The 22974-nt window shown below is 62.1% G+C and carries 24 protein-coding genes; 23 read left to right on the forward strand and 1 reads right to left on the reverse strand.

Going from position 1 to position 22974, the window contains the following annotated elements; translation table 11 throughout:
• The first annotated feature begins 88 nt into the window (after positions 1 to 88).
• The 9 genes from ACX80M_RS01240 to ACX80M_RS01280 all read left to right on the forward strand — a co-directional run bounded on the left by ACX80M_RS01240 (position 89) and on the right by ACX80M_RS01280 (position 13399).
• A complete protein-coding gene (locus tag ACX80M_RS01240) occupies positions 89 to 3988 on the forward strand; it encodes a DNA-directed RNA polymerase subunit beta' (RefSeq protein ID WP_104062633.1) in 3900 nt (1299 codons plus the stop codon).
• 333 nt (positions 3989 to 4321) lie between these two features.
• Complete coding sequence (gene rpsL, locus ACX80M_RS01245; protein ID WP_011692814.1) at positions 4322 to 4696, forward strand: 30S ribosomal protein S12; 375 nt, start codon at positions 4322 to 4324, stop codon at positions 4694 to 4696.
• A gap of 1 nt (position 4697) precedes the next feature.
• Positions 4698 to 5168 (forward strand): 30S ribosomal protein S7, encoded by a 471-nt coding sequence (gene rpsG / locus ACX80M_RS01250; protein ID WP_011692813.1) that lies wholly within the window; start codon positions 4698 to 4700, stop codon positions 5166 to 5168.
• 69 nt (positions 5169 to 5237) lie between these two features.
• Positions 5238 to 7352, forward strand: a complete 2115-nt coding sequence (gene fusA / locus ACX80M_RS01255) for an elongation factor G (protein WP_058931715.1) — start codon at positions 5238 to 5240, stop codon at positions 7350 to 7352.
• Between the two features lie 263 nt (positions 7353 to 7615).
• The gene (gene tuf / locus ACX80M_RS01260) at positions 7616 to 8806 is read left to right on the forward strand and encodes an elongation factor Tu (protein WP_160673126.1); all 1191 of its coding nucleotides are present in this window, start codon (positions 7616 to 7618) and stop codon (positions 8804 to 8806) included.
• A gap of 155 nt (positions 8807 to 8961) precedes the next feature.
• Positions 8962 to 9303 carry a hypothetical protein gene (locus tag ACX80M_RS01265; RefSeq protein WP_252608611.1) on the forward strand — a complete coding sequence of 114 codons (342 nt, stop codon included), beginning with the start codon at positions 8962 to 8964 and terminating at the stop codon, positions 9301 to 9303.
• A 55-nt stretch (positions 9304 to 9358) separates the two neighbouring features.
• A complete protein-coding gene (locus ACX80M_RS01270; protein ID WP_459308397.1) occupies positions 9359 to 9751 on the forward strand; it encodes a hypothetical protein in 393 nt (130 codons plus the stop codon).
• Positions 9752 to 9757: 6 nt separating this feature from the next.
• A complete protein-coding gene (locus ACX80M_RS01275; protein ID WP_459308399.1) occupies positions 9758 to 13243 on the forward strand; it encodes a hypothetical protein in 3486 nt (1161 codons plus the stop codon).
• Positions 13244 to 13273: 30 nt separating this feature from the next.
• Positions 13274 to 13399, forward strand: coding sequence for a hypothetical protein (locus tag ACX80M_RS01280; protein ID WP_256468624.1), 126 nt, complete (start codon positions 13274 to 13276; stop codon positions 13397 to 13399).
• Positions 13400 to 13441: 42 nt separating this feature from the next.
• Here the strand turns inward: ACX80M_RS01280 and ACX80M_RS01285 are convergent, their stop codons facing one another.
• Positions 13442 to 14893, reverse strand: a complete 1452-nt coding sequence (locus tag ACX80M_RS01285; protein WP_252608631.1) for a GH1 family beta-glucosidase — start codon at positions 14891 to 14893, stop codon at positions 13442 to 13444.
• 435 nt (positions 14894 to 15328) lie between these two features.
• Here ACX80M_RS01285 and rpsJ point away from each other — a divergent pair, with 435 nt between their 5' ends.
• The 14 genes from rpsJ to rplE all read left to right on the forward strand — a co-directional run bounded on the left by rpsJ (position 15329) and on the right by rplE (position 22933).
• Positions 15329 to 15637 (forward strand): 30S ribosomal protein S10, encoded by a 309-nt coding sequence (gene rpsJ / locus ACX80M_RS01290; protein ID WP_024366135.1) that lies wholly within the window; start codon positions 15329 to 15331, stop codon positions 15635 to 15637.
• A 17-nt stretch (positions 15638 to 15654) separates the two neighbouring features.
• Positions 15655 to 16305: a 50S ribosomal protein L3 gene (gene rplC, locus ACX80M_RS01295; protein ID WP_056344391.1), complete on the forward strand. Its 651-nt coding sequence runs from the start codon at positions 15655 to 15657 to the stop codon at positions 16303 to 16305.
• 4 nt (positions 16306 to 16309) lie between these two features.
• Positions 16310 to 16933, forward strand: coding sequence for a 50S ribosomal protein L4 (rplD, locus tag ACX80M_RS01300; protein WP_056344389.1), 624 nt, complete (start codon positions 16310 to 16312; stop codon positions 16931 to 16933).
• The gene (rplW, locus tag ACX80M_RS01305; protein WP_018773664.1) at positions 16930 to 17235 is read left to right on the forward strand and encodes a 50S ribosomal protein L23; all 306 of its coding nucleotides are present in this window, start codon (positions 16930 to 16932) and stop codon (positions 17233 to 17235) included. The genes rplD and rplW overlap by 4 nt, the downstream gene beginning before the upstream one ends.
• Before the next feature lie 29 nt (positions 17236 to 17264).
• Positions 17265 to 18104 carry a 50S ribosomal protein L2 gene (rplB, locus tag ACX80M_RS01310; protein ID WP_056344386.1) on the forward strand — a complete coding sequence of 280 codons (840 nt, stop codon included), beginning with the start codon at positions 17265 to 17267 and terminating at the stop codon, positions 18102 to 18104.
• Positions 18105 to 18116: 12 nt separating this feature from the next.
• The gene (gene rpsS / locus ACX80M_RS01315; protein WP_056344384.1) at positions 18117 to 18398 is read left to right on the forward strand and encodes a 30S ribosomal protein S19; all 282 of its coding nucleotides are present in this window, start codon (positions 18117 to 18119) and stop codon (positions 18396 to 18398) included.
• 38 nt (positions 18399 to 18436) lie between these two features.
• The gene (gene rplV, locus ACX80M_RS01320) at positions 18437 to 18802 is read left to right on the forward strand and encodes a 50S ribosomal protein L22 (protein ID WP_056344381.1); all 366 of its coding nucleotides are present in this window, start codon (positions 18437 to 18439) and stop codon (positions 18800 to 18802) included.
• Positions 18803 to 19645 (forward strand): 30S ribosomal protein S3, encoded by an 843-nt coding sequence (gene rpsC / locus ACX80M_RS01325; protein WP_056344378.1) that lies wholly within the window; start codon positions 18803 to 18805, stop codon positions 19643 to 19645. It abuts the gene before it with no gap.
• Positions 19646 to 20062 (forward strand): 50S ribosomal protein L16, encoded by a 417-nt coding sequence (gene rplP / locus ACX80M_RS01330; RefSeq protein ID WP_056344375.1) that lies wholly within the window; start codon positions 19646 to 19648, stop codon positions 20060 to 20062.
• A 2-nt stretch (positions 20063 to 20064) separates the two neighbouring features.
• Positions 20065 to 20394, forward strand: coding sequence for a 50S ribosomal protein L29 (gene rpmC, locus ACX80M_RS01335; protein WP_252569497.1), 330 nt, complete (start codon positions 20065 to 20067; stop codon positions 20392 to 20394).
• Positions 20391 to 20699: a 30S ribosomal protein S17 gene (rpsQ, locus tag ACX80M_RS01340; RefSeq protein WP_056344371.1), complete on the forward strand. Its 309-nt coding sequence runs from the start codon at positions 20391 to 20393 to the stop codon at positions 20697 to 20699. The genes rpmC and rpsQ overlap by 4 nt, the downstream gene beginning before the upstream one ends.
• A 921-nt stretch (positions 20700 to 21620) precedes the next feature.
• A complete protein-coding gene (rplN, locus tag ACX80M_RS01345) occupies positions 21621 to 21989 on the forward strand; it encodes a 50S ribosomal protein L14 (RefSeq protein WP_024366126.1) in 369 nt (122 codons plus the stop codon).
• Positions 21990 to 21992: 3 nt separating this feature from the next.
• The gene (gene rplX, locus ACX80M_RS01350) at positions 21993 to 22352 is read left to right on the forward strand and encodes a 50S ribosomal protein L24 (RefSeq protein WP_056344369.1); all 360 of its coding nucleotides are present in this window, start codon (positions 21993 to 21995) and stop codon (positions 22350 to 22352) included.
• On the forward strand, positions 22352 to 22933 hold the full coding sequence (rplE, locus tag ACX80M_RS01355; protein WP_056344366.1) for a 50S ribosomal protein L5: 582 nt from the start codon (positions 22352 to 22354) through the stop codon (positions 22931 to 22933). The genes rplX and rplE overlap by 1 nt, the downstream gene beginning before the upstream one ends.
• Positions 22934 to 22974 lie beyond the last annotated feature (41 nt).

The following is a 22974-nucleotide window of genomic DNA, read 5'->3' on the forward strand; positions in this document are numbered from 1 at the left end:
CCGCCGCGCTGCCTTTTCCCCGGCATCACCTCCCTCTTCCCGTAACCAAGACTTCAGAATTTAGAGAACAAGAGAGAACAGGGACCATATGTCCAGCGAATCCTCCTTCGGCCTCATGCAGATCGGCCTCGCCACCGCGGATGACATCCGTGGCTGGTCTTACGGCGAGGTTAAGAAGCCGGAAACCATCAACTACCGCACGCTCAAGCCCGAGAAGGACGGCCTCTTCTGCGAGAAGATCTTCGGCCCTTCCCGCGACTGGGAATGCTACTGCGGTAAGTACAAGCGTGTGCGCTTCAAGGGCATCATCTGCGAGCGGTGTGGCGTTGAAGTCACCCGTGCGAAGGTCCGCCGTGAGCGCATGGGCCACATCGAGCTGGCCGCCCCGGTCACGCACATCTGGTACTTCAAGGGTGTTCCGTCCCGCCTGGGCTACCTCCTTGACCTGGCACCGAAGGACCTCGAAAAGGTCATCTACTTCGCTGCCTACATGATCACCAGCGTCGACGCCGACAGCCGCCACGAGGAACTGCCCAACCTGCAGGTTGAGCACGACATCGAGAAGAAGCAGCTGATCGACAACCGCGACTCCGACATCGCCACGATCGCCCGTGACCTCGAAAACGAGATCGCGCGCCTCGAAGGTGAAGGTGCCAAGGCTGCCGACAAGAAGAAGGCCCGCGACTCCGCGGACCGTCAGATGGCCAACGTGCGTAAGCGTGCCGACGCCGAGATCGAGCGGCTCGAGCAGGTCTGGGACCGTTTCAAGAACCTGAAGGTCGCAGACCTCGAAGGCGACGAAGGCCTCTACCGCGAGCTGCGCGACCGCTACGGCATGTACTTCGAAGGCTCCATGGGTGCCGAAGCCATCAAGAAGCGTCTTGAGAACTTCGACATGCAGGCCGAGTCTGACCTGCTGCGCGACATCATCGCCAACGGCAAGGGCCAGCGCAAGACCCGCGCCCTGAAGCGCCTGAAGGTGGTCAACGCGTTCCTGACCACCAACAACAGCCCGCTCGGCATGGTGTTGGACGCCGTCCCGGTGATCCCGCCGGAACTGCGCCCGATGGTCCAGCTGGACGGTGGCCGCTTCGCGACCTCCGACCTCAACGACCTCTACCGTCGTGTGATCAACCGCAACAACCGCCTCAAGCGCCTGCTTGACCTCGGTGCCCCGGAGATCATCGTCAACAACGAGAAGCGCATGCTTCAGGAAGCTGTTGACAGCCTCTTCGACAACGGCCGTCGCGGCCGTCCGGTCACCGGTCCTGGCAACCGTCCGCTGAAGTCCCTGAGCGACATGCTCAAGGGCAAGCAGGGCCGTTTCCGCCAGAACCTCCTCGGCAAGCGCGTTGACTACTCCGGCCGTTCGGTCATCGTCGTCGGCCCGCAGCTGAAGCTGCACCAGTGTGGTCTGCCCAAGCAGATGGCACTGGAGCTCTTCAAGCCGTTCGTGATGAAGCGCCTGGTTGACCTCAACCACGCACAGAACATCAAGTCGGCCAAGCGCATGGTTGAGCGTTACCGTCCGCAGGTCTGGGACGTGCTGGAAGAGATCATCACCGAACACCCGGTGCTGCTCAACCGTGCACCCACCCTGCACCGCCTTGGCATCCAGGCTTTCGAACCGCAGCTTGTTGAAGGTAAGGCAATCCAGCTCCACCCGCTGGTTTGTGGCGCCTTCAACGCTGACTTCGACGGCGACCAGATGGCAGTCCACCTGCCGCTGAGCCCCGAGGCCCAGGCCGAGGCACGCATCCTGATGCTGTCCTCGAACAACATCCTGAAGCCGTCCGACGGCCGTCCGGTCACCCTGCCTTCGCAGGATATGATCATCGGTCTTTACCACCTGACCACCAAGCGTGTCGGTTCAGCTGGCGAAGGACGCGTCTTCTCCTCGGTTGCCGAAGCCATCATGGCCTACGACCTCCGCGAGCTGCACCTGAACTCGCAGGTCAGGATCCGTCTCGAAGGCTTCGTTCCGTACGCGGGCTGGGAAGCTCCGGAAGGCTGGGAAGCCGGCCAGCCGGTGATCGTCCAGACCTCCCTGGGACAGGTCATCTTCAACCAGACGCTGCCGGCGGATTACCCGTGGGTTGAGAACGTTGCGGACAAGGGCGAACTGTCCACGATCGTCAACGATCTCGCCGAGCGCTACCCGAAGGTGGTCACGGCGGCAACGCTGGACAACCTGAAGGATGCCGGTTTCTACTGGGCCACCCGCTCAGGCGTTACAGTCGCCATCTCGGACATCGAGGTACCCAAGGACAAGCCGCGGATCCTCGCCGGCTACGAAACCATGGCTGCCAAGATCCAGGGCCAGTACGACAAGGGCCTGATCGACGACGACGAGCGTCGCCAGGAACTGATCGAGATCTGGAACAAGGCAACCAACGAGATCGCCCAGGTGATGCGTGACAACCTGTCGCCGATGAACACCATCAACCGCATGGTGTCCTCCGGTGCACGTGGTAACTGGATGCAGGTCCGTCAGATCGCGGGTATCCGTGGCCTGGTGGCCAACCCTAAGGGTGAAATCATCCCGCGTCCCATCAAGTCCTCCTACCGCGAGGGCCTGTCGGTGCTGGAATACTTCATCGCCACGCACGGTGCCCGTAAGGGCCTGGCTGACACCGCGCTGCGTACCGCCAACTCGGGTTACCTGACCCGTCGTCTGGTGGACGTGTCGCAGGACGTCATCGTTCGCGAAGAGGACTGCGGCACCGAGCGCGGCCTGGTCACGGCAATCGCCGTGCCGGACGCCAACGGCGAGCTGGTCCTGGACGAGAACGTCGAGAACAGCGCCTACGCCCGTACGCTCGCTGTTGATGTTGTGGACTCCAAGGGCAATGTCCTTGCGGCCGGCGGCACCGACTGCGGCGACGTCGTTATCGCTGAGCTGTTCGCAGCCGGCATCACCGAGGTCAAGGTCCGCTCAGTACTCACCTGTGAGTCCAGCGTCGGCACCTGCGCCCTGTGCTACGGCCGTTCACTGGCCACCGGCAAGACCGTGGACATCGGCGAGGCCGTCGGCATCATCGCCGCACAGTCGATCGGTGAGCCCGGTACCCAGCTGACCATGCGTACGTTCCACACCGGTGGTGCTGTTTCCGCCAGCGGTGGCGACGACATCACCCAGGGTCTGCCCCGTATCCAGGAGCTCTTCGAAGCCCGTACTCCGAAGGGTGTCGCACCGATTGCTGAAGCAGCCGGCCGCATCGCCATCGAAGAGTCCGAGCGTCAGATGCGCCTGGTCATCACTCCGGATGACGGCTCTGAAGAGATCGCCTACCCGGTACTGCGCCGTTCACGCCTCCTCATTGAGGACGGCGAGCACGTCACAGTGGGCCAGAAGCTCATCAACGGTCCGGTGGATCCCAAGCAGGTTCTGCGCATCATGGGTCCCCGTGCTGCGCAGAAGTTCCTGGTGGACGAGGTCCAGGGCGTGTACCGCAGCCAGGGCATCGGTATTCACGACAAGCACGTCGAGGTTATCGTTCGCCAGATGCTGCGCCGCGTCACGGTCATCGAGTCCGGCGAATCGGATCTGCTCCCCGGCGAGCTCGCCGAGCGCAGCCGCTTCGAGGAGGCCAACCGCCGCGTTGTGTCCGAGGGCAAGACTCCGGCTTCCGGACGTCCTGAGCTCATGGGCATCACGAAGGCGTCCCTGGCCACCGAGTCCTGGCTGTCGGCAGCTTCCTTCCAGGAGACCACCCGCGTCCTGACGCAGGCGGCCATGGAAGGCAAGAGCGACCCGCTGCTCGGCCTCAAGGAGAACGTCATCATCGGTAAGCTGATCCCGGCCGGCACGGGTCTCCCGCGCTACACCGAGGTCACCGTGGAGCCCACTGAGGAAGCGAAGGCCAACCTGTTCACCGGCCCCAGCGCCTTCAGTGACTTCTCGTACGACTCCCTGGGCGGCGACGGAGCTCCTGAGTTCCACGCCATCCCGCTGGATGACTACGATCTCGGCAACGATTTCCGCTAGTCGATTGCATTGAAAGGCCCCGCTTCCACTCTGTGGAGGCGGGGCCTTTCGTCTACACCCGATTAAGGGCCCGGGTCCAGCCGTGCTAAACTTTGTGTAATTGTTCTGTGTGGCAGTGGATGAAGGCCGCCGCAGCATCATTTTGGTTTTGTTCTCATGATGCTGGGTGGAGCTTGTTTCCGGGTTGCGGGTAAGGTGCGCAACGAATGCCACGCTTTTGCACGCCTACGCAAGTTTCCAGAGGCCGCAGCTGCAAGGAGCAACGCCAAACCATTGTGTTCAGGCTGGCGCCTGAGCGTGAAGGTAGAGATCAAACCAACGGAGAACACGAGAGTGCCTACGATTAACCAGCTGGTCCGCAAGGGCCGCACGCCTAAGGTCAAAAAGACCAAGGCTCCCGCGCTTAACGGCAGCCCGATGCGCCGCGGTGTTTGCACCCGCGTTTACACCACCACCCCCAAGAAGCCGAACTCGGCTCTTCGTAAGGTTGCACGTGTGCGCCTCAACGGTGGCGTTGAAGTTACCGCTTACATCCCCGGTGTAGGCCACAACCTGCAGGAGCACTCCATTGTGCTCGTTCGCGGCGGTCGCGTGAAGGACCTCCCCGGCGTTCGTTACAAGATCGTCCGTGGCGCCCTCGATACCCAGGGTGTGAAGAACCGTAAGCAGGCACGCAGCCGTTACGGCGCAAAGATGGAGAAGAAGTAATATGCCTCGCAAGGGTCCGGCCCCCAAGCGGCCGCTCGTACTAGATCCCGTTTACGGCTCCCCGCTGGTTACCCAGCTGATCAACAAGGTGCTGGTTGACGGTAAGAAGTCCACCGCAGAGCGCATTGTTTACGGTGCCCTCGAAGGCGCCCGCGCCAAGTCCGGCGGCGACCCCGTAGCAGCCCTCAAGAAGGCCATGGAGAACGTCAAGCCTTCACTTGAGGTCCGCTCACGCCGCGTCGGTGGCGCTACCTACCAGGTTCCGGTTGAGGTCAAGCCGGGCCGCTCCACCGCCCTCGCCCTGCGTTGGCTGGTTGGCTACTCCAAGGCCCGCCGTGAAAAGACCATGACCGAGCGCCTCCAGAACGAAATCCTGGATGCCTCCAACGGTCTCGGTGCCGCTGTCAAGCGTCGCGAAGACACCCACAAGATGGCCGAGTCCAACAAGGCCTTCGCACACTACCGCTGGTAATACTTCCCGGACGCCGCCGGCTCGACTGAGCCGGCGGCGAACGCGTAGTCCATCCGAAAGGGAGACACCGTGGCACAGGACGTGCTTACAGACCTTAGTAAGGTCCGCAACATCGGCATCATGGCCCACATCGATGCTGGCAAGACCACCACCACCGAGCGCATTCTGTTCTACACAGGTGTGAACCACAAGATCGGCGAAACGCACGACGGCGCTTCGACGACTGACTGGATGGAACAGGAAAAGGAACGCGGCATCACCATCACGTCTGCCGCCGTGACCTGCTTCTGGGACAACAACCAGATCAACATCATTGACACCCCCGGCCACGTTGACTTCACCGTTGAGGTTGAGCGCTCACTGCGCGTCCTCGACGGCGCCGTTGCCGTGTTCGATGGTAAGGAAGGTGTCGAGCCCCAGTCTGAGACCGTTTGGCGCCAGGCTGACAAGTACAACGTTCCGCGCATCTGCTTCGTCAACAAGATGGACAAGCTCGGCGCTGACTTCTACTACACGGTAGACACCATCATCAGCCGCCTCGGTGCCAAGCCGCTCGTTATGCAGCTGCCGATCGGTGCCGAGAACGACTTCGTCGGTGTTGTCGACATCCTGGAAATGCGCGCGCTGGTCTGGCCGGGCGACTCCAAGGGTGACGTCACCATGGGTGCCAAGTACGAGGTCCAGGAGATCCCCGCGGATCTGCTGGAGAAGGCCAAGGAATACCGGGCTGCCCTCGTTGAGACGGTGGCTGACGCTACCGAAGAGCTCATGGAGAAGTACCTCGAAGGTGAAGAACTCACCGTCGAGGAGCTCAAGGCCGGCATCCGCAAGATGACGATCAACTCTGAGCTCTACCCGGTCTTCTGTGGCTCCGCGTTCAAGAACCGCGGCGTTCAGCCGATGCTTGACGCCGTGGTTGACTACCTGCCCAACCCGCTCGACGTCCCGCCGATGATCGGTCACGATCCTCGCGACGAAGAGAAGGAACTCACGCGCGCGCCTTCCTCCGAGGAGCCGTTCTCGGCTCTGGCGTTCAAGATTGCTGCGCACCCCTTCTTCGGCCAGCTCACCTTCATCCGCGTGTACTCCGGTCACGTCGAAGCGGGTGCTCAGGTGGTCAACTCCACCAAGGGCAAGAAGGAGCGCATCGGCAAGCTGTTCCAGATGCACGCCAACAAGGAAATGCCCGTTGAGGGCGCTACCGCCGGCCACATCTACGCAGCGATCGGGCTGAAGGACACCACCACGGGTGACACCCTGTGTGACTCCAGCAACCAGATCGTCCTCGAGTCCATGAGCTTCCCGGAGCCCGTGATCTCGGTTGCCATCGAACCGAACACGAAGGGTGACCAGGAGAAGCTCTCACTGGCTATCCAGAAGCTCTCCGCTGAGGACCCGACCTTCCAGGTCTCCCTCAACGAGGACACCGGCCAGACCATCATCGCCGGCATGGGCGAGCTCCACCTGGACATCCTGGTGGACCGCATGCGCCGCGAGTTCAAGGTCGAGGCCAACGTCGGCAAGCCGCAGGTCGCTTACCGCGAAACCATCAAGAATGTTGTTGCGCGTCACGACTACACGCACAAGAAGCAGACCGGTGGTTCTGGCCAGTTCGCAAAGATCCAGATTGCGATCGGGCCGCTGGACACTTCCGAGGGCGAGCTGTACGAGTTCGAGAACAAGGTCACTGGTGGCCGTATTCCGCGCGAATACATCCCGTCGGTTGACGCCGGTATCCAGGATGCACTGAACGACGGCGTCCTGGCCGGCTACCCGGTTGTTGGCATCAAGGCGACGCTGATTGACGGTGCCTACCACGATGTTGACTCTTCGGAAATGGCGTTCAAGATTGCCGGCCGTATGGCTTTCAAGGAAGCCGCACGTAAGGCAAACCCCATCCTGCTCGAACCGCTGATGGATGTAGAGGTCCGCACCCCTGAGGAATACATGGGTGAAGTTATCGGTGACCTCAACTCCCGCCGTGGCCAGATGCAGTCCATGGAAGATGCACAGGGTGTCAAGGTCATCCGTGCGCACGTCCCGCTGTCCGGCATGTTCGGCTACATCGGTGACCTGCGTTCCAAGACCCAGGGCCGCGCTGTGTATTCCATGACGTTCCACAGCTACGCCGAGGTCCCGAAGGCATTTGCCGACGAGATCATCCAGAAGAACCGCGGCGAGTAGTCTTTCGGACTTTCGCAGCAAAAAACTCGGGTGCGTTTCCGGTTGACGGAAGCACACCTGGTGCAGGTGGCCGGGTCCCGGTTAGATGCAGTCCGGTCAAGCCGGGCGCCGGCCACCTGCACGAACAGGCTCGAGGGACTAGTATTAGTTCCTGAATCTGCAATTTCACCAATCCAAAGCCCCCCAAGTAGACTTGCCTGAGTTTCTGCCGCGATAAGCGCGGTTGAAGGGTAAGTCATTTGAAAACGTTCTAGGAGGAACCTGTGGCAAAGGCAAAGTTCGAGCGGACTAAGCCGCACGTTAACATCGGCACCATTGGTCACGTTGACCACGGTAAGACGACGTTGACGGCCGCCATTTCCAAGGTGCTGTATGACAAGTACCCGACTCTCAACGAGCAGCGCGACTTCGCGTCTATTGACTCTGCTCCCGAAGAGCGTCAGCGCGGCATTACCATCAACATCTCTCACGTTGAGTACCAGACCGAGAAGCGCCACTACGCACACGTAGACGCTCCGGGTCACGCTGACTACATCAAGAACATGATCACCGGTGCTGCCCAGATGGACGGTGCAATCCTCGTGGTTGCCGCCACTGACGGCCCGATGGCTCAGACCCGCGAGCACGTTCTGCTTGCCCGCCAGGTTGGCGTTCCCTACCTGCTGGTTGCGCTGAACAAGTCGGACATGGTTGACGACGAAGAACTGCTGGACCTCGTTGAAATGGAAGTTCGTGAGCTGCTTTCTGCTCAGGGCTTCGATGGCGACGACGCTCCCGTTGTTCGCGTCTCCGGCCTGAAGGCTCTCGAAGGCGACCCGGTTTGGGTCAAGTCCATCGAGGACCTCATGGAAGCGGTTGACGAGAATGTCCCGGACCCGATCCGCGACAAGGACAAGCCCTTCCTGATGCCGATCGAAGACGTCTTCACCATCACCGGTCGTGGCACCGTTGTGACGGGTCGCGCCGAGCGCGGTACCCTCGGCATCAACTCTGAGGTTGAGATCGTCGGCATCCGTCCGGTTCAGAAGACCACCGTCACCGGTATCGAGATGTTCCACAAGCAGCTCGACGAAGCATGGGCCGGCGAGAACTGTGGCCTCCTGCTCCGCGGTCTGAAGCGTGATGACGTAGAGCGTGGCCAGGTTGTTGTCAAGCCGGGTTCCATCACCCCGCACACCGACTTCGAGGCCAACGTCTACATCCTCTCCAAGGACGAAGGCGGACGTCACAACCCGTTCTACTCGAACTACCGCCCGCAGTTCTACTTCCGCACCACGGACGTAACCGGCGTTATCACCCTGCCGGAAGGCACGGAAATGGTTATGCCTGGCGACAACACTGAGATGACCGTTGCGCTCATCCAGCCCATCGCCATGGAAGAGGGCCTCGGCTTCGCTATCCGCGAAGGCGGCCGCACCGTTGGTTCAGGACGCGTTACCAAGATCATCAAGTAATTACTTCTTGAGCACGGAGCTGATGGCCGTCTGACAGCCTGACGCGAAGTTTGGAACAGCCCCGCTGCTAGTGCAGCGGGGCTGTTCTTTGCTACAGTTAATCCAATCACTGGATTAACTGTGCAGGCAGGCCTGCCCTTTGGAGAGGGATCGCCGTGAGGGACGAATCTTATGAAGCGGGCTACCGCGCCGGTCACCTTCAAGGGTGGCTTGACGCTTTGGCCAAACTTCAGGCATCAGGTCAGCCCAGTCCGGCGGTCACTGAATCGCTCAGTTCCGGCGCTGCGGACCCGCCGCTGGGCGAGGGCGTGACGGCGGCAGCCAAACAGGGTGCCTACGCCGGCGCCGTCCGGGCCCGCCGACGTCAGCATCTCGGTGGTACCGGCGTCGCCTTTGGCGCCCTTATCGTCGCCGTCGCCCACCGCGTCGGTGCCACCGAGGATTCCGCCGCAGTCTCCGGCCGCCTCGTTCCAGACATTTCCGGAGACACCGGCTGAGCGCCAGGCCCGCCGTGAAAAGCGTGACCGGCAGAACATCAACATCACGCTGTACGTGGCCAGCCTGCTGCTGGTGGCTGCCGCAGCACTCTTCATCGGCACCAGCCTTCCGCCCATGTTGCGCTTTGCCGGCGTCTGCGCCGTTACGGCGCTGTTCTATGGCGCGGGATTTGTACTGCACGCCCGGGTCCCGCGGCTGAAGCCCGCCGCGGTGGCGTTCACCGGCACCGGGCTCGCCCTGGTTCCTGTGACCGGCCTGGCCCTGTTCAACTTTGCGCTGCATGACGGCCCGGCTGCCTGGCTGATCACCTCGCTGATTGGTACTGCGGCTTATGTTGCGGCGGCGGTCCGGCTGGAGAGCAGGGTTCTGGTGTACCTTTCCCTCACGTTTGTGGCCTCCACGGCGTTCTCCGGCGTTTCAATCCTGGGTGGGGCGCTCGTCTGGTAATTCGCTGTGCTCATAGCCGTGGCCGCGCTGCTGACGGGCCTTGCCCTCGCCCGGCCGCGCTGGCTGCCGCCGGTGTATGTCAGGCCGCTGATGGTCTTGCACCCGTTGGTGGTTCCCGCCGTTGCCGTCGCCGCGACCGGCGTACCGTTGCTCTTGGACAAAGCAGAGTACGCGCTGGTCATCGGGATGTGCGGTATCTATTTCGCCCTGATGGCCGCTGTGCCGGGGCTGTTCCGGCTGATCAACTTCTACACGGCGCGGGCCGCCCTGACAGTAGCTGCCGCCGTCGAGATTTGGCACCTGACCGGCCGGGGGACCGACGCCCTGCTCGCCGCCGGCGTGCTGTTCGCCGCCCAGGCAATGGGGCTGGTGTTGCTGTCGGCAAGGCTGACCCGCTGGTTCCCTCAGCAGCAGGCAGAGTCGTCCGCCGCCGGCAACAGCCCAAGCGCCGCTGGGGAACGCTGGCGGATTGATGGCTCGGTGACCTTTGGCCTGCAACTCGCGGCCGCCGCGGCGTTCAGCGTTCAGGAGACCGCTGCCGGCTTCTTCCGCGCTATTTACGGCTACGGTTCAGTCGAAGCGGGCATAACGGTGCCGCTGTGGGTGCCGGTGGCCTTATTGCTGGCCGCGGGCATGGTGCTGGCCGCTGGGTGGGCCGGCCGGGCCGAATGGGCGCCAGTGGCCGCACTGGCCTTGGCCGGCATCGTTTCTCCTTCGCTGGGCGCGTGGCCGCTGGCCGGCATGCTGCTCCTGGCCGCCGGCTTCTGGGCGATCCGCGGGGCCTTCACGGCAGGTGATTTCCGTGGCCGGCTGGTTCTGGGAGCCCGTTTGGCCATCACGTTTGCGGTCCCCGTAACTGTCGCGGCCGTGCTGGATGACGGTCCTGGGCGGGCCGAGGCGTCAGTGTTCGCACTGTTGGTGGCACTGGTGTTCCAGCAGCTCCTTACGGCGTTCGTGCAGCGCTTCGGGGTGCGGACCTTGGCGCCGGAGGCAACCTTGGGCGTCTTCGGTGCCGGGGGTGCACTGGTTCTGGTCGGGATGCCGTTCATTGAGACCTCGCCGGACTACGGCCTGACAGCCGTCTGCGTGATCATCCAGCTTGCTGCCGCTTTTGTCATCGGAGCCGTGGTGGTTCCACGGCCGGCTACGGAACCGGACTGGGTTGCAACGGTGTGGGAGGCCTTGCCGCTGGGTATGTCCGTGGTCGCCGCGACGGTCGCGTTCCAAGCCGTTTCACAAGGCGCCGGGAACCTGGCGTTGTTGTTGGTGGTTGCATATCTGCTCATCACTGCGGTTCGTCTGCCCCTGCGCCAACACCGCTGGGCCTACTGGTGGTTCGCCAGGGCGGCAGCCACCGTACTTGCCCTGACAGCTTTTCACCAGCTGCGGCGGGACGGCGGCCCGGTGGTCATCGCGGACGAAGTGGTCCACCCGGCAACGGTCCTGGTGACCGTGCTGGCACTCCAGCTGTGCTTTCCGCTGGTGGCTGCCGTCCGCCGTCGTGCTCCCCGCGGGATTCTTGCTGACGCAGGCGCAGTGCTCCTTCTCCAGTTAGCCGGCATTGCCAGCCTCTTGCAGTCAGGTTCCGCAGACTGGCAGGAAACGTACGCTGCAGGACTCGTGGCCCTAGGCGCGGCGGCCTCGGGGTACTTCCTTCGCAGAGTGGCGGGTGCAGTCTGGTTGGCTCCGTTTGCATTTGTTGTGCTGCTGGTCTTCAGCGATGGCGATCTACTTCGGGTGGAACTGATCCTGGGTATCTTCGCGGTCTACTCCACGCTGATGGTGGTGGCAGAGCAACGGCGGGCCAGGAAGGGCTGGTACTTTGTGGCGGCCCGCGTGCTGACGGCAGGCCTCGCGGTGGTCCTCAGCTACGACGTCACCGCCTCGCCCACAGTGGTTTCGGTGACCTTTGCCCTGGTGCTCGCGGCCCAGCATGCCGTCCGCTGGGTGATGCGCTCACGGCTGGCTGACATCCCTTTCCAGCAGGCTGCAGTCTGGATCACCCTGGCCGGGCAGGCATTGCTGCCGCTGGTCTACGTGACGAGGCCGGGCGGCGTCGGGCTGCTGGCGCAGGACGACGACGGCGGCCGCTGGGTGGTGTTGCTGGAACTGCTGTTGCTGCTGGTCTCTGCTGTGGTGGCCAGGAGACTCTTCAGTGCCTACGGAGCCCGTTACTTCGCTGTGTATACGGCACTGTTCGGCGTGCTCGCCCTGGGCCCGCTGTTCACGTTCGACGGGACGTTCCTTGTGACCGCGGTGCTGAGCCACACCGGCACTGCCGTGACGCTGCTGGGTGGTGCGCTGCTTGCAACCGCTGCCGGCATCCTGCGGCACCGGCAGAACGCCGGCCGGCAGAACGGGCTTACTCAGAACGGGCTCACTCAGAGCGGGCATGAGCAGAATGGTCACCAACAGACCGCTGGCGACGCGGACGTCGAGCACTGGCTCTGGCTGGTTACCGCCGGCTCGTTTGCCGGTGTTGGGCTGCTGATCTCGCCGTTGGCGGCCGACTGGGTGACGGGAGCGGCTGTCCTGGTCCTGTCAGCCGTGTGCTTTACCGCGTCGCATATCGAGGATCTGCCGGTGCTGTATCCGCCGGCAGCCGTGGCCGCGCTCGGCGGGTCCGTCGCCTTGGCGGCGGAGGCGTATCAGGATGTCCCCGGCGTCTGGGACGGATTCCTGCCATGGCTGACCGGCGCGGGCGTGGCTTCGGCCGCCCTTTATGCCGTGCGGCTCATGCGCAGCGGCCCGTTGCAGGCCGAGCCGGTGCGTCGTTGGTCGCTTGCCGGTGCGGCGTTCCTCGGCCTCGTGCTGGTGGTCTTCGTCGGAATCCGGCACGATGCAACGTCCTGGACGGCGGCCGCCGTGCTGGCCGCCGCCATCGGGGTGTCCTACAGGGAGGCACCCGCAAGGGCGCGACGGATCGCCCTCGAAGTGGGTGCGTTGCTCCTCACCGTAGCCATCCAGCGCGCTGCCATCTTCGAACTGGACGCGCCTGAGGATCGCACGGGCCGGCTATTGACCGATCTTCCCAGTCCCTTCTGGGTTGTCCAGTGGTACGTGGTCCTGGCCGCTGTCCTCGGTGGCTTGCGCTACTTCGCCGGCAACCAAGCTGCCGGCCGGTTCCTGGTGGGCGCGGCCTCTGCGTTGCTCTCGCTGAGCGGCCTGGGCATAGTGTTCGGCGGGAACGCTGGGCAGCAGCTGTGGGTCCTGGTGCTCCTCGCCCTGCTGCTCATGGCAGGCCTTGGACTGGGGGAACGGCTCTTCGTCTGGTGGGGCGCGGCAGGGGTGGCCGCCTGCATTCTGTGGGCCATGCGGCAGTACACGTTCCTGCTGTTGGCGTTCATCGCTGTGGGGCTGATCGTCTTTGCCGTCTGGCGGCTGAACCGTGGAACGGCCGGTCAGGCGCCGGAGGCGGGACCAGAGGTGACCCCGGGTCCTGAGTCCAGCCCGCCGTCCCACGACCGCAGGGAACCTTCCCGCCGGCACTGATACTGTTGCTGACAGCGAGAGGAGTACATCATGGAATGGCTGATTTTTCTGATCATCGTGGTCGCCGTGGTCGCCGGAGTTTTCTGGGCCAAGAAGCATTTCCGCACCGAGATTGACCGCGCCAAGCGCATCAACCGGGCAAACAAGGACAAGTAGCAAGGCCACTGGGCCTCAGCCGGCAGGAGTGTTCGCCGGTGTTCAGCCGGGCTGGCCTTCGCCGGCCAGTGATTTCCGCGCCTGACTGAGCGCCCGGTACCAGTAGAACGATTCCTTGGGTGTGCGCTCCAGGGTGTCGAAATCCACGTGCACCAGGCCGAAGCGCTGTGAATACCCCGCGGCCCATTCAAAGTTGTCCATCAGGGTCCAGACGTAGTACCCGCGGAGGTCCACGTCGTGGGCAATTCCGCCCGGAGCCGTCGCCTCCAGGGCGTGCCGCAAGTGGCCCGCGATGTAATCGATCCGCTGCTGGTCTTGGACGGGGCCGGTGACATGCTCGGGTTCAGGGAAGCTGGCACCGCTTTCGGTGATGTAGATCGGCGGCAAGGCATCCCCGTAGCGGTCCTTCAGCTCGCGCAGCAGGAATCCCAGGTGCTCCGGAGCCACCGGCCAGCCGAAGCCTGTGGTGCCGTACTCGTCGAACGGCATCTGGTGGGCAGGTATCCGGACCATGGCTTCCGCTGGCACCGTAAGGTCTTCGCCGGTGCCCTGCCCGGCTGCTACCTTCACGGGCTGGTAGTAGTTCACGCCGTAGAAGTCCACGGGCTGATGGATGGTGCGCAGATCGGCGTCGGAAATCTTGCCGAACGACGGCAGCCACGGCTTGGCAAACCGCAAGGAGCGGGGGTACCGGCCCAGGAGGACCGGATCGGCATAGATCCGGTTCAGCATAATGTCGAAGACTTTCGCAGCGGCCCTGTCGGCAATTTTCCGCGTTGCCGGCTGGACGGGGGAATGCAGGTTGGTCACGCCAATTCCGCCGCGGACCCCTTCCGCCCGCAGTGCCTGGGTGGCCATGCCATGCGCCAGCAGTTGATGGTGGACAGCAGGAAAGGCATCAAAGAGGAGATCCCGTCCGGGGGCATGGACGCCCAGCGCATAGCCGTTGAGGACTACCGAGGCTGGTTCGTTGAGGGTTACCCACTTGTCTACGCGATCACCAAAACGCCGGCCGGCCTCGCCTGCGTACTCAGCGAAGCGTTCGGCGGTGGCCCTGTTCATCCAGCCGCCACGGTGCTCCAAGGGCAGTGGCGTATCCCAGTGGTAGAGGGTGGCCATGGGGGAGATGCCGGCTTCGAGCAGCTGGTCGATCAGGCGGTCGTAGAAGTCCAGGCCCTGTTTGTTGAATGCACCGCGGCCGTCCGGCTGGATCCGCGGCCAGGAGATGGAAAAGCGGTAGGAATCCACGCCGAGGTCCCGCATCAGAGCCACATCTTCGGGCGAGCGGTTGTAGTGGTCGCAGGCCACTGCTGGGGAGTGTCCATCGATGATGGCGCCGGGTTTCTCCGCGAAGGCGTCCCAACCGGAGGGACCCCGTCCGTCAGCGGAGAGGGAGCCTTCGATCTGGAAGGCGGCCGCGGCAACACCGAGGGTAAACGAGCTGGGCAGTCGGTCGGCCAGATCCTGGACGGAAACGTCATTTTCGACGGTCATTCCCCCATCATCCATTCGGATGTTGCCGAAGGCAATGACCACAGGCCGTGCAGGGCCCGAATGCGCACTGGGCCGGAGGGGGGAGGTGTCAGCCTGCAGATTCGCTTCTGGGCATAATATCCGGCATACTAGATGAGTTGTTCAAGCGCTTCTTCGTGTCCCGATCCGGATAATGCCGGGTGTCAGGGTCCAAGTGGAAGCCCAAACATAACCCACTCCCCATGGAACTGCGGATTTGTATGCGTGCTAAGCGCGACACGCCCGACCGCGGGGGTCGGTTACGTCGGCAGGCTGAGGAACCCGGATTCATCCGGATTCAGCTTGTGCGGCGGGTGGTAGTTCAGACTTCAAATGCTTCGGCAGCCACATGCAACAAGAAAGTGAACAGAGCAGCCCTCACCGGGAGCAGCACTAACTGAAAGAGAGTCAGGCGACATGGCGGGACAAAAAATCCGCATCCGGCTGAAGTCATATGACCACGAGGTCATTGACTCTTCAGCACGGAAGATCGTTGAGACGGTCACGCGCGCAGGCGCAACGGTAGTTGGCCCCGTGCCGCTGCCGACGGAGAAGAACATTTACTGTGTTATCCGCTCTCCGCACAAGTACAAGGACAGCCGCGAGCACTTTGAAATGCGCACGCACAAGCGTCTTATCGACATCATCGATCCCACGCCGAAGGCTGTTGATTCGCTTATGCGTCTCGACCTGCCGGCCGACGTGAACATCGAAATCAAGCTGTAGGGAGGTGCTGAGAGACTATGACCGCAACCCGTAACGTAAAGGGCCTGCTGGGCACGAAGCTCGGCATGACCCAGGTCTGGGACGAGAACAACAAGCTCATCCCCGTCACTGTGGTCCAGGCAGATTCGAACGTCATCACGCAGCTGCGCAACGCAGACACTGATGGCTACGTAGCTGTTCAGATCGGCTACGGCCAGATCGATCCCCGCAAGGTCACCAAGCCGCTGGCTGGTCACTTTGAAAAGGCAGGCGTCACGCCTCGCCGCCACGTCGTCGAACTGCGCACTGCAGATGCTGACACTTATGAGCTGGGCCAGGAGCTTTCTGTTGAGCTCTTCGAAGCCGGCCAGAAGATCGACGTTATCGGCACCACCAAGGGTAAGGGCTTCGCCGGTGTTATGAAGCGTCACGGCTTCCACGGTGCTCCCGCCTCACACGGTGCTCACAAGAACCACCGTAAGCCCGGTTCAATCGGTGGCGCATCCACCCCGAGCCGCGTCTTCAAGGGCATGAAAATGGCCGGCCGCATGGGCGCCGTTCGTCACACCACGCTGAACCTCACGGTTCACGCAGTTGACGTCGAGAAGTCGCTGCTCCTGATCAAGGGTGCCGTCCCCGGCGCCCGCGGCCAGGTCGTACTCGTACGCACCGCCGTGAAGGGAGCCTAGTTCAATGACTAGCACTGTCAAGGTTGACCTGCCTGCAGAGATCTTCGATGTTCAGACCAACGTGCCGCTGCTGCACCAGGTCGTCGTAGCCCAGCTCGCTGCTGCTCGCCAGGGTACCCACAAAACCAAGACCCGCGCCGAAGTTTCCGGTGCAGGTCGCAAGCCGTTCAAGCAGAAGGGCACCGGCCGCGCCCGTCAGGGTTCAATCCGTGCTCCTCACATGACCGGTGGTGGCGTAGTCCACGGTCCCACACCGCGTGACTACAGCCAGCGCACCCCCAAGAAGATGATTGCTGCTGCACTGCGCGGCGCACTCTCTGACCGGGCACGCAACGGACGCATCCACGTTGTTGCCGAACTGGTGGAGGGCACCAAGCCGTCCGTCAAGAACGCACTGGCAACGCTGCGCGGAGTTTCCGAGCGCAAGAACCTGCTGGTTGTCATCGAGCGCGCCAACGATGTTGCAGCACTTTCCGTGCGCAACCTCGCCGGTGTTCACGTTCTGTACGCAGACCAGCTGAACACCTACGACGTACTCGTCTCTGACGACGTTGTCTTCACCAAGGCTGCCTACGAAGCATTCGTTGCTGACCGGGCAGTAGCAAAGAACGAGGAGGATGCCAAGTGAGTGCAGCCACCATCAAAGACCCGCGCGACGTCGTGCTTGCACCCGTCGTATCGGAAAAAAGCTACGGCCTGATCGATGAGGGCAAGTACACCTTCCTGGTGGACCCCCGCTCGAACAAGACCGAGATCAAGCTGGCCGTGGAGAAGATTTTCTCCGTCAAGGTCGAATCGATCAACACCATCAACCGTGCCGGTAAGCGCAAGCGCACCAAATTCGGATGGGGTACCCGCAAGAACACCAAGCGTGCAATTGTGAGCCTCAAAGAAGGCACCATCGACATCTTCGGCGGTCCGCTCTCGTAGCGGAGACCACTTTAACGAGGAAATAAATTATGGGAATCCGTAAATACAAGCCGACTACCCCGGGCCGTCGTGGCTCGAGCGTAGCGGACTTCACCGAAATCACGCGGTCGACGCCGGAAAAGTCGTTGGTACGTCCGCTGCCCAAAAAGGGCGGCCGTAACAACTCCGGTAAGATCACGACCCGTCACAAGGGTGGTGGCCACAAGCGCCAGTACCGTCTGATCGACTTCCGTCGCCACGACAAAGACGGCGTCAACGCCCGCGTTGCCGAAATCGAGTACGATCCGAACCGTACGGCTCGCATCGCCCTCCTGCACTACGTTGATGGCACCAAGCGTTACATCATCGCGCCGAACAAGCTCTCCCAGGGTGACGTCGTTGAGGCAGGTTCCGGTGCTGATATCAAGCCCGGTAACAACCTGCCGCTGCTCAACATCCCGGTTGGTACCGTAATCCACGCAGTTGAACTGCGTCCGGGTGGCGGCGCCAAGATGGGCCGCTCCGCCGGCGCATCGATCCAGCTTGTAGCAAAGGAAGGCCGCTTCGCCCAGCTGCGTCTGCCTTCCGGCGAAATCCGCAACGTTGACGTGCGCTGCCGCGCAACCGTCGGCGAGGTCGGCAACGCCGAGCAGTCAAACATCAACTGGGGTAAGGCCGGCCGCATGCGCTGGAAGGGCGTTCGCCCGACCGTCCGTGGTGTCGCGATGAACCCGGTTGACCACCCGCACGGTGGTGGCGAGGGTAAGACGTCCGGTGGACGTCACCCCGTCAACCCGAACGGTAAGCGGGAAGGCCGCACCCGGCGTCCCAACAAAGAGAGCGACAAGCTTATTGTTCGTCGCCGTCGTACTGGCAAGAACAAGCGATAGGAGCCTGGACACATGCCACGCAGCCTGAAAAAAGGTCCTTTCGTTGACCAGCACCTCTTTGTAAAGGTGGACAGGGAAAACGAAAAGGGCACCAAGAACGTCATCAAGACCTGGTCCCGCCGTTCGATGATCATCCCCAACATGCTTGGGCACACGATCGCCGTACACGACGGACGCAAGCACATTCCGGTGTTTGTCACTGAGTCGATGGTCGGGCACAAGCTCGGCGAATTCGCTCCCACGCGGACATTCCGCGGCCATGTCAAGGACGACCGTAAGGGCAAGCGCCGCTAGGCGCCTGCACTTACGTCAAAGACGAGAGAAGGAAAGCAATGGAAGCCAAGGCAATTGCGCGTCACATCCGCGTAACGCCTATGAAGGCCCGGCGCGTCGTCAACCTTGTTCGTGGTAAGCAAGCGAATGAGGCTCTGGCAATTCTGAAGTTTGCCCCCCAGGCAGCTTCGGAGCCGGTATTCAAGGTAGTACAGTCGGCAATCGCAAACGCCCGGTCCCTCGCGGACCGCGACGGTGTTTCGTTTGACGAAAGCGACCTCATCATCAGCGAAATGTTCGTTGATGAAGGCCCGACCATGAAGCGGTTCCAGCCGCGTGCTCAGGGTCGTGCATTTCAGATCAAGAAGCGCACCAGCCACATCACTGTGGTAGTCGCTACACCTGAGAAAGAGGAGGCTCGCTAAGTGGGACAGAAAGTTAACCCGCACGGGTTCCGACTCGGCATCACCACCGATCACGTATCGCACTGGTTCGCTGACAGCACCAAGCCCGGACAGCGGTACAAGGACTTCGTTCGCGAAGACATCCGTATCCGCCAGCTCATGTCAGTTGGCATGGAGCGCGCCGGTATCGCCAAGGTTGAGATCGAGCGCACCCGTGACCGTGTCCGCGTGGATATCCACACGGCACGTCCCGGTATCGTTATCGGCCGCCGCGGCGCTGAAGCAGACCGCATCCGCGGCGAGCTTGAGAAGCTGACGGGCAAGCAGGTCCAGCTGAACATCCTCGAGGTCAAGAACCCCGAGATGGAAGCACAGCTTGTTGCCCAGGGCGTTGCTGAGCAGCTGACTTCCCGCGTGGCTTTCCGCCGTGCGATGAAGAAGGCCATGCAGTCCGCTCAGCGTGCAGGTGCCAAGGGCATCCGTATCGCCTGCTCCGGTCGACTGGGTGGCGCAGAAATGTCCCGCTCGGAGTTCTACCGCGAAGGCCGTGTGCCCCTGCACACCCTCCGTGCGAACATCGACTACGGCTTCTACGAGGCCAAGACCACCTTCGGCCGCATCGGCGTGAAGGTCTGGATCTACAAGGGTGACGTCACCGCCAAGGAACTGGCTCAGCAGGCAGCTGCTGCTCCGTCCCGTGGCCGCGGTCCCAGCGACCGTCCGGGCCGCCCGGGTGGCGCCGGCGGCGCTGACCGTGGTGACCGCCGCCGTCGTACCGACCGTCCGGCAGCAGAGGCAGCTCCGGCTGCCGAGGCTCCGGCAGTTGAGGCTGCACCTGCTGCAGTAGAAGGAGGACAGGCTTAAATGCTTATCCCACGTCGAGTCAAGCACCGTAAGCAGCACCACCCGGGCCGTTCCGGCGCTGCTACGGGCGGCACCAAGGTCTCCTTCGGTGAGTGGGGTATCCAGGCTCTGAGCCCGGCATACGTCACTAACCGTCAGATCGAGTCTGCCCGTATCGCGATGACCCGCCACATCAAGCGTGGCGGTAAGGTCTGGATCAACATTTACCCGGACCGTCCGATCACCAAGAAGCCGGCCGAAACCCGCATGGGTTCCGGTAAGGGTTCGCCGGAATGGTGGGTCTCAAACGTCAAGCCGGGCCGGGTTCTCTTTGAGATCTCCGGCGTCGAGGAATCGGTAGCTCGCGAGGCCCTGCGCCTGGCAATCCACAAGCTCCCGTTGAAGGCACGCATTTTGCGTCGCGAAGGTGGTGAATAGAAATGTCAGTAGGATCCAAGGAACTTGCATCCGCACAGCTGGACACGTTCGACAACGAGCGACTCGTTGAAGAACTCCGTAAGGCTAAGGAAGAGCTGTTCAACCTGCGTTTCCAGTCCGCCACCGGTCAGCTGGAGAACCACGGTCGTCTGCGCGCGGTAAAGAAGGACATCGCACGTATCTACACCGTTCTCCGTGAGCGCGAGCTGGGCATTCGTGCCGAGGTTGCCGCACCGGTTGTGGAAGCCAAGGAAGAGAAGAAGTCCAAAAAGGCTGCAACCAAGAAAGCCGAAACGGCTGAAACGGTTGAGGCCGAGGAGGATGCCAAGTGAGTGAAAAGGACGAGAACGTGACGGAAACTGTTTCCGCAGCAGCTACGGCTGGCGAACGCGGTGACCGTAAGACGAAGCGTGGCTACGTAGTCTCGGACAAGATGGAAAAGACCATCGTTGTCCAGGTAGAAGACCGCGTAAAGCACGCTTTGTACGGCAAAGTCATCCGCCGCAACACGAAGATCAAGGCTCACGACGAAGAGAACAGCGCCGGCATCGGCGACCTCGTTCTCCTCGCCGAGACCCGCCCGCTGTCCGCTACCAAGCGGTGGCGTCTGGTCGAGATCCTCGAAAAGGCCAAGTAACACCCCGCAGCCTGCTTGCAGGTACTGCACCGGAAACCCCCGTTCCCTTTTGGGAGCGGGGGTTTCCGTATTTGGCGGCGGTTGAGCTGGCTGGGTGTGCCACGCGGAGCAGGTTTTTGGGGGACGGCCGACGGCGGGACGCCAGGTTTCCGGGGGAGCGGCACCGCCGGCGGGCCGAAAGCGTGCCTTGCGTGACGCCGTCGTCCGCGTTTGCATCAGGACGCTCTCTCACTTAATGCGGGAAATCCCCGGACGCTCTCTCACTTTTCTTATGAAAGTGAGAGAGCGTCGTTCAAAAATCTGCATCAAGTGAGAGAGCGTCCGACGGCGGGAGGCCGGGTTTCCGGGGGAGTGGCACTGCCGGTGGGCCGAAAGCGTGCCGTGCGTGACGCCGTCGTCCGCGTTTGCATCAGGACGCTCTCTCACTTAATGCGGGAAATCCCGGACGCTCTCTCACTTTTCTTAGGAAAGTGAGAGAGCGTCGTTCAAAAATCTGCATCAAGTGAGAGAGCGTCCGACGGCGGGAGGCCGGGTTTCCGGGGGAGTGGCACTGCCGGTGGGCCGTAAGCGAACCGTGCGTGACGCCGTCGTGCGTTGCCGGCTCTGGAGGGTAGCGGTTGTGCTGTGGCTGCCGCCGTGTGATATGGGAGATGGCCCCAACTGTGCTAGGATATTGAGTTTGTATGGCGCCCTCTGTGCGCCGTCATCAACCTCGTAAACAATCGTGCCACGGCATAGTGCCCCCTCGTGCTTTGGACCTGTCCGGATCCGCTTGGGAAGCAAATGTTTTTGGCACGGGCGTTTAGGCCTGGTCTGGCAAAATCCAGGCAGGTCAAGAGACACCCCGATCAACCGTTCCGCAAGGCTCATTCCGTAGGAAGATTTTCGGTCTGAGAACCGGCGCGACGCAAGGAGTAAATAGTGATTCAGCAGGAGTCGCGACTCAAGGTCGCCGACAACACGGGTGCTAAGGAAATCCTTACCATTCGCGTTCTCGGTGGATCTGGCCGTCGCTACGCAGGCATTGGCGACGTCATCGTCGCTACCGTCAAGGATGCAATTCCGGGCGGCAACGTAAAGAAGGGCGATGTTGTTAAGGCAGTCATCGTCCGTACCAAGAAGGAACGCCGCCGTGCGGATGGTTCCTATATCAAGTTTGACGAGAACGCAGCTGTGATCCTGAAGGCTGACGGTGACCCCCGCGGTACCCGTATCTTCGGACCGGTTGGTCGTGAACTTCGTGACAAGAAGTTCATGAAGATCGTTTCTCTGGCTCCGGAGGTGCTCTAGTCCATGGCTAAGATCAAAAAGGGTGACCTCGTTCAGGTCATCACTGGCGCCAAGGCTGAGCGCGGCGGCGACAAAGGCAAGCAGGGCAAGGTTCTGCGCGTATTCCCGGAGACCAACCGCGTGTTGGTCGAAGGCATTAACCGCGTAACCAAGCACACGAAGGCCGGTCAGTCGCAGCGCGGCACCAAGACTGGTGGCATCGAGGTCGTAGAAGCTTCGGTCCACATCTCCAACGTGGCTCTGGTTGACCCGTCCACCAAGAAGCCCACCCGCGTTGGTTTCCGCACCGAGACCGTGGAGCGCAATGGCGTGAAGCGCGACGTGCGTGTCCGCGTGGCCAAGAGCTCCGGGAAGGACATCTAATGACTGAGACTCTCGAGACTCCGGCAGCGAAGATCGTTCCTCGTCTGAAGACCAAGTACGCCGATTCCATCAAGAGCACGCTCGTTGAGGAATTCAAGTACAGCAACGTTAACCAGGTTCCCCGCCTGGTGAAGGTCGTTGTGAACATGGGTGTTGGAGATGCCGCTAAGGACTCCAAGCTGATCGACGGCGCTGTCCGCGATCTGACCCTGATCACCGGCCAGAAGCCGCAGGTAACCAAGGCCCGCAAGTCGATCGCACAGTTCAAGCTGCGCGAAGGCATGCCCATCGGCGCACACGCAACTCTGCGTGGAGACCGCATGTGGGAATTCCTGGATCGTCTGGTCACGCTGGCTCTGCCCCGTATCCGCGACTTCCGCGGCCTCAGTGGCAAGCAGTTCGACGGCAACGGCAACTACACCTTCGGTCTGACCGAGCAGGTTATGTTCCACGAAATCGACCAGGATTCCATTGACCGCGTTCGCGGCATGGACATCACGGTTGTAACCACCGCCAAGACCGATGACGAAGGCCGCGCGCTGCTCAAGGCGCTTGGTTTCCCGTTCAAGGCCGAAGACTAATCTAACTACGTAACAGGTCCTTCGCTGATGCTTCATGCAGC

The organism is Pseudarthrobacter sp. MDT1-22 (assembly GCF_054511035.1).

Excerpts from the sequence above, each read along its gene's own strand:
- ACX80M_RS01240 (WP_104062633.1), top strand. The coding sequence starts at position 89 with ATGTCCAGCGAATCCTCCTTCGGCCTCATGCAGATCGGCCTCGCCACC.
- rpsG (WP_011692813.1), top strand. The coding sequence starts at position 4,698 with ATGCCTCGCAAGGGTCCGGCCCCCAAGCGGCCGCTCGTACTAGATCCC.
- ACX80M_RS01280 (WP_256468624.1), top strand. The coding sequence starts at position 13,274 with ATGGAATGGCTGATTTTTCTGATCATCGTGGTCGCCGTGGTCGCCGGA.
- ACX80M_RS01285 (WP_252608631.1), bottom strand. The coding sequence starts at position 14,893 with ATGACCGTCGAAAATGACGTTTCCGTCCAGGATCTGGCCGACCGACTG.
- rpsJ (WP_024366135.1), top strand. The coding sequence starts at position 15,329 with ATGGCGGGACAAAAAATCCGCATCCGGCTGAAGTCATATGACCACGAG.
- rplC (WP_056344391.1), top strand. The coding sequence starts at position 15,655 with ATGACCGCAACCCGTAACGTAAAGGGCCTGCTGGGCACGAAGCTCGGC.
- rplD (WP_056344389.1), top strand. The coding sequence starts at position 16,310 with ATGACTAGCACTGTCAAGGTTGACCTGCCTGCAGAGATCTTCGATGTT.
- rplB (WP_056344386.1), top strand. The coding sequence starts at position 17,265 with ATGGGAATCCGTAAATACAAGCCGACTACCCCGGGCCGTCGTGGCTCG.
- rpsS (WP_056344384.1), top strand. The coding sequence starts at position 18,117 with ATGCCACGCAGCCTGAAAAAAGGTCCTTTCGTTGACCAGCACCTCTTT.
- rplV (WP_056344381.1), top strand. The coding sequence starts at position 18,437 with ATGGAAGCCAAGGCAATTGCGCGTCACATCCGCGTAACGCCTATGAAG.
- rplP (WP_056344375.1), top strand. The coding sequence starts at position 19,646 with ATGCTTATCCCACGTCGAGTCAAGCACCGTAAGCAGCACCACCCGGGC.
- rpmC (WP_252569497.1), top strand. The coding sequence starts at position 20,065 with ATGTCAGTAGGATCCAAGGAACTTGCATCCGCACAGCTGGACACGTTC.
- rplX (WP_056344369.1), top strand. The coding sequence starts at position 21,993 with ATGGCTAAGATCAAAAAGGGTGACCTCGTTCAGGTCATCACTGGCGCC.
- rplE (WP_056344366.1), top strand. The coding sequence starts at position 22,352 with ATGACTGAGACTCTCGAGACTCCGGCAGCGAAGATCGTTCCTCGTCTG.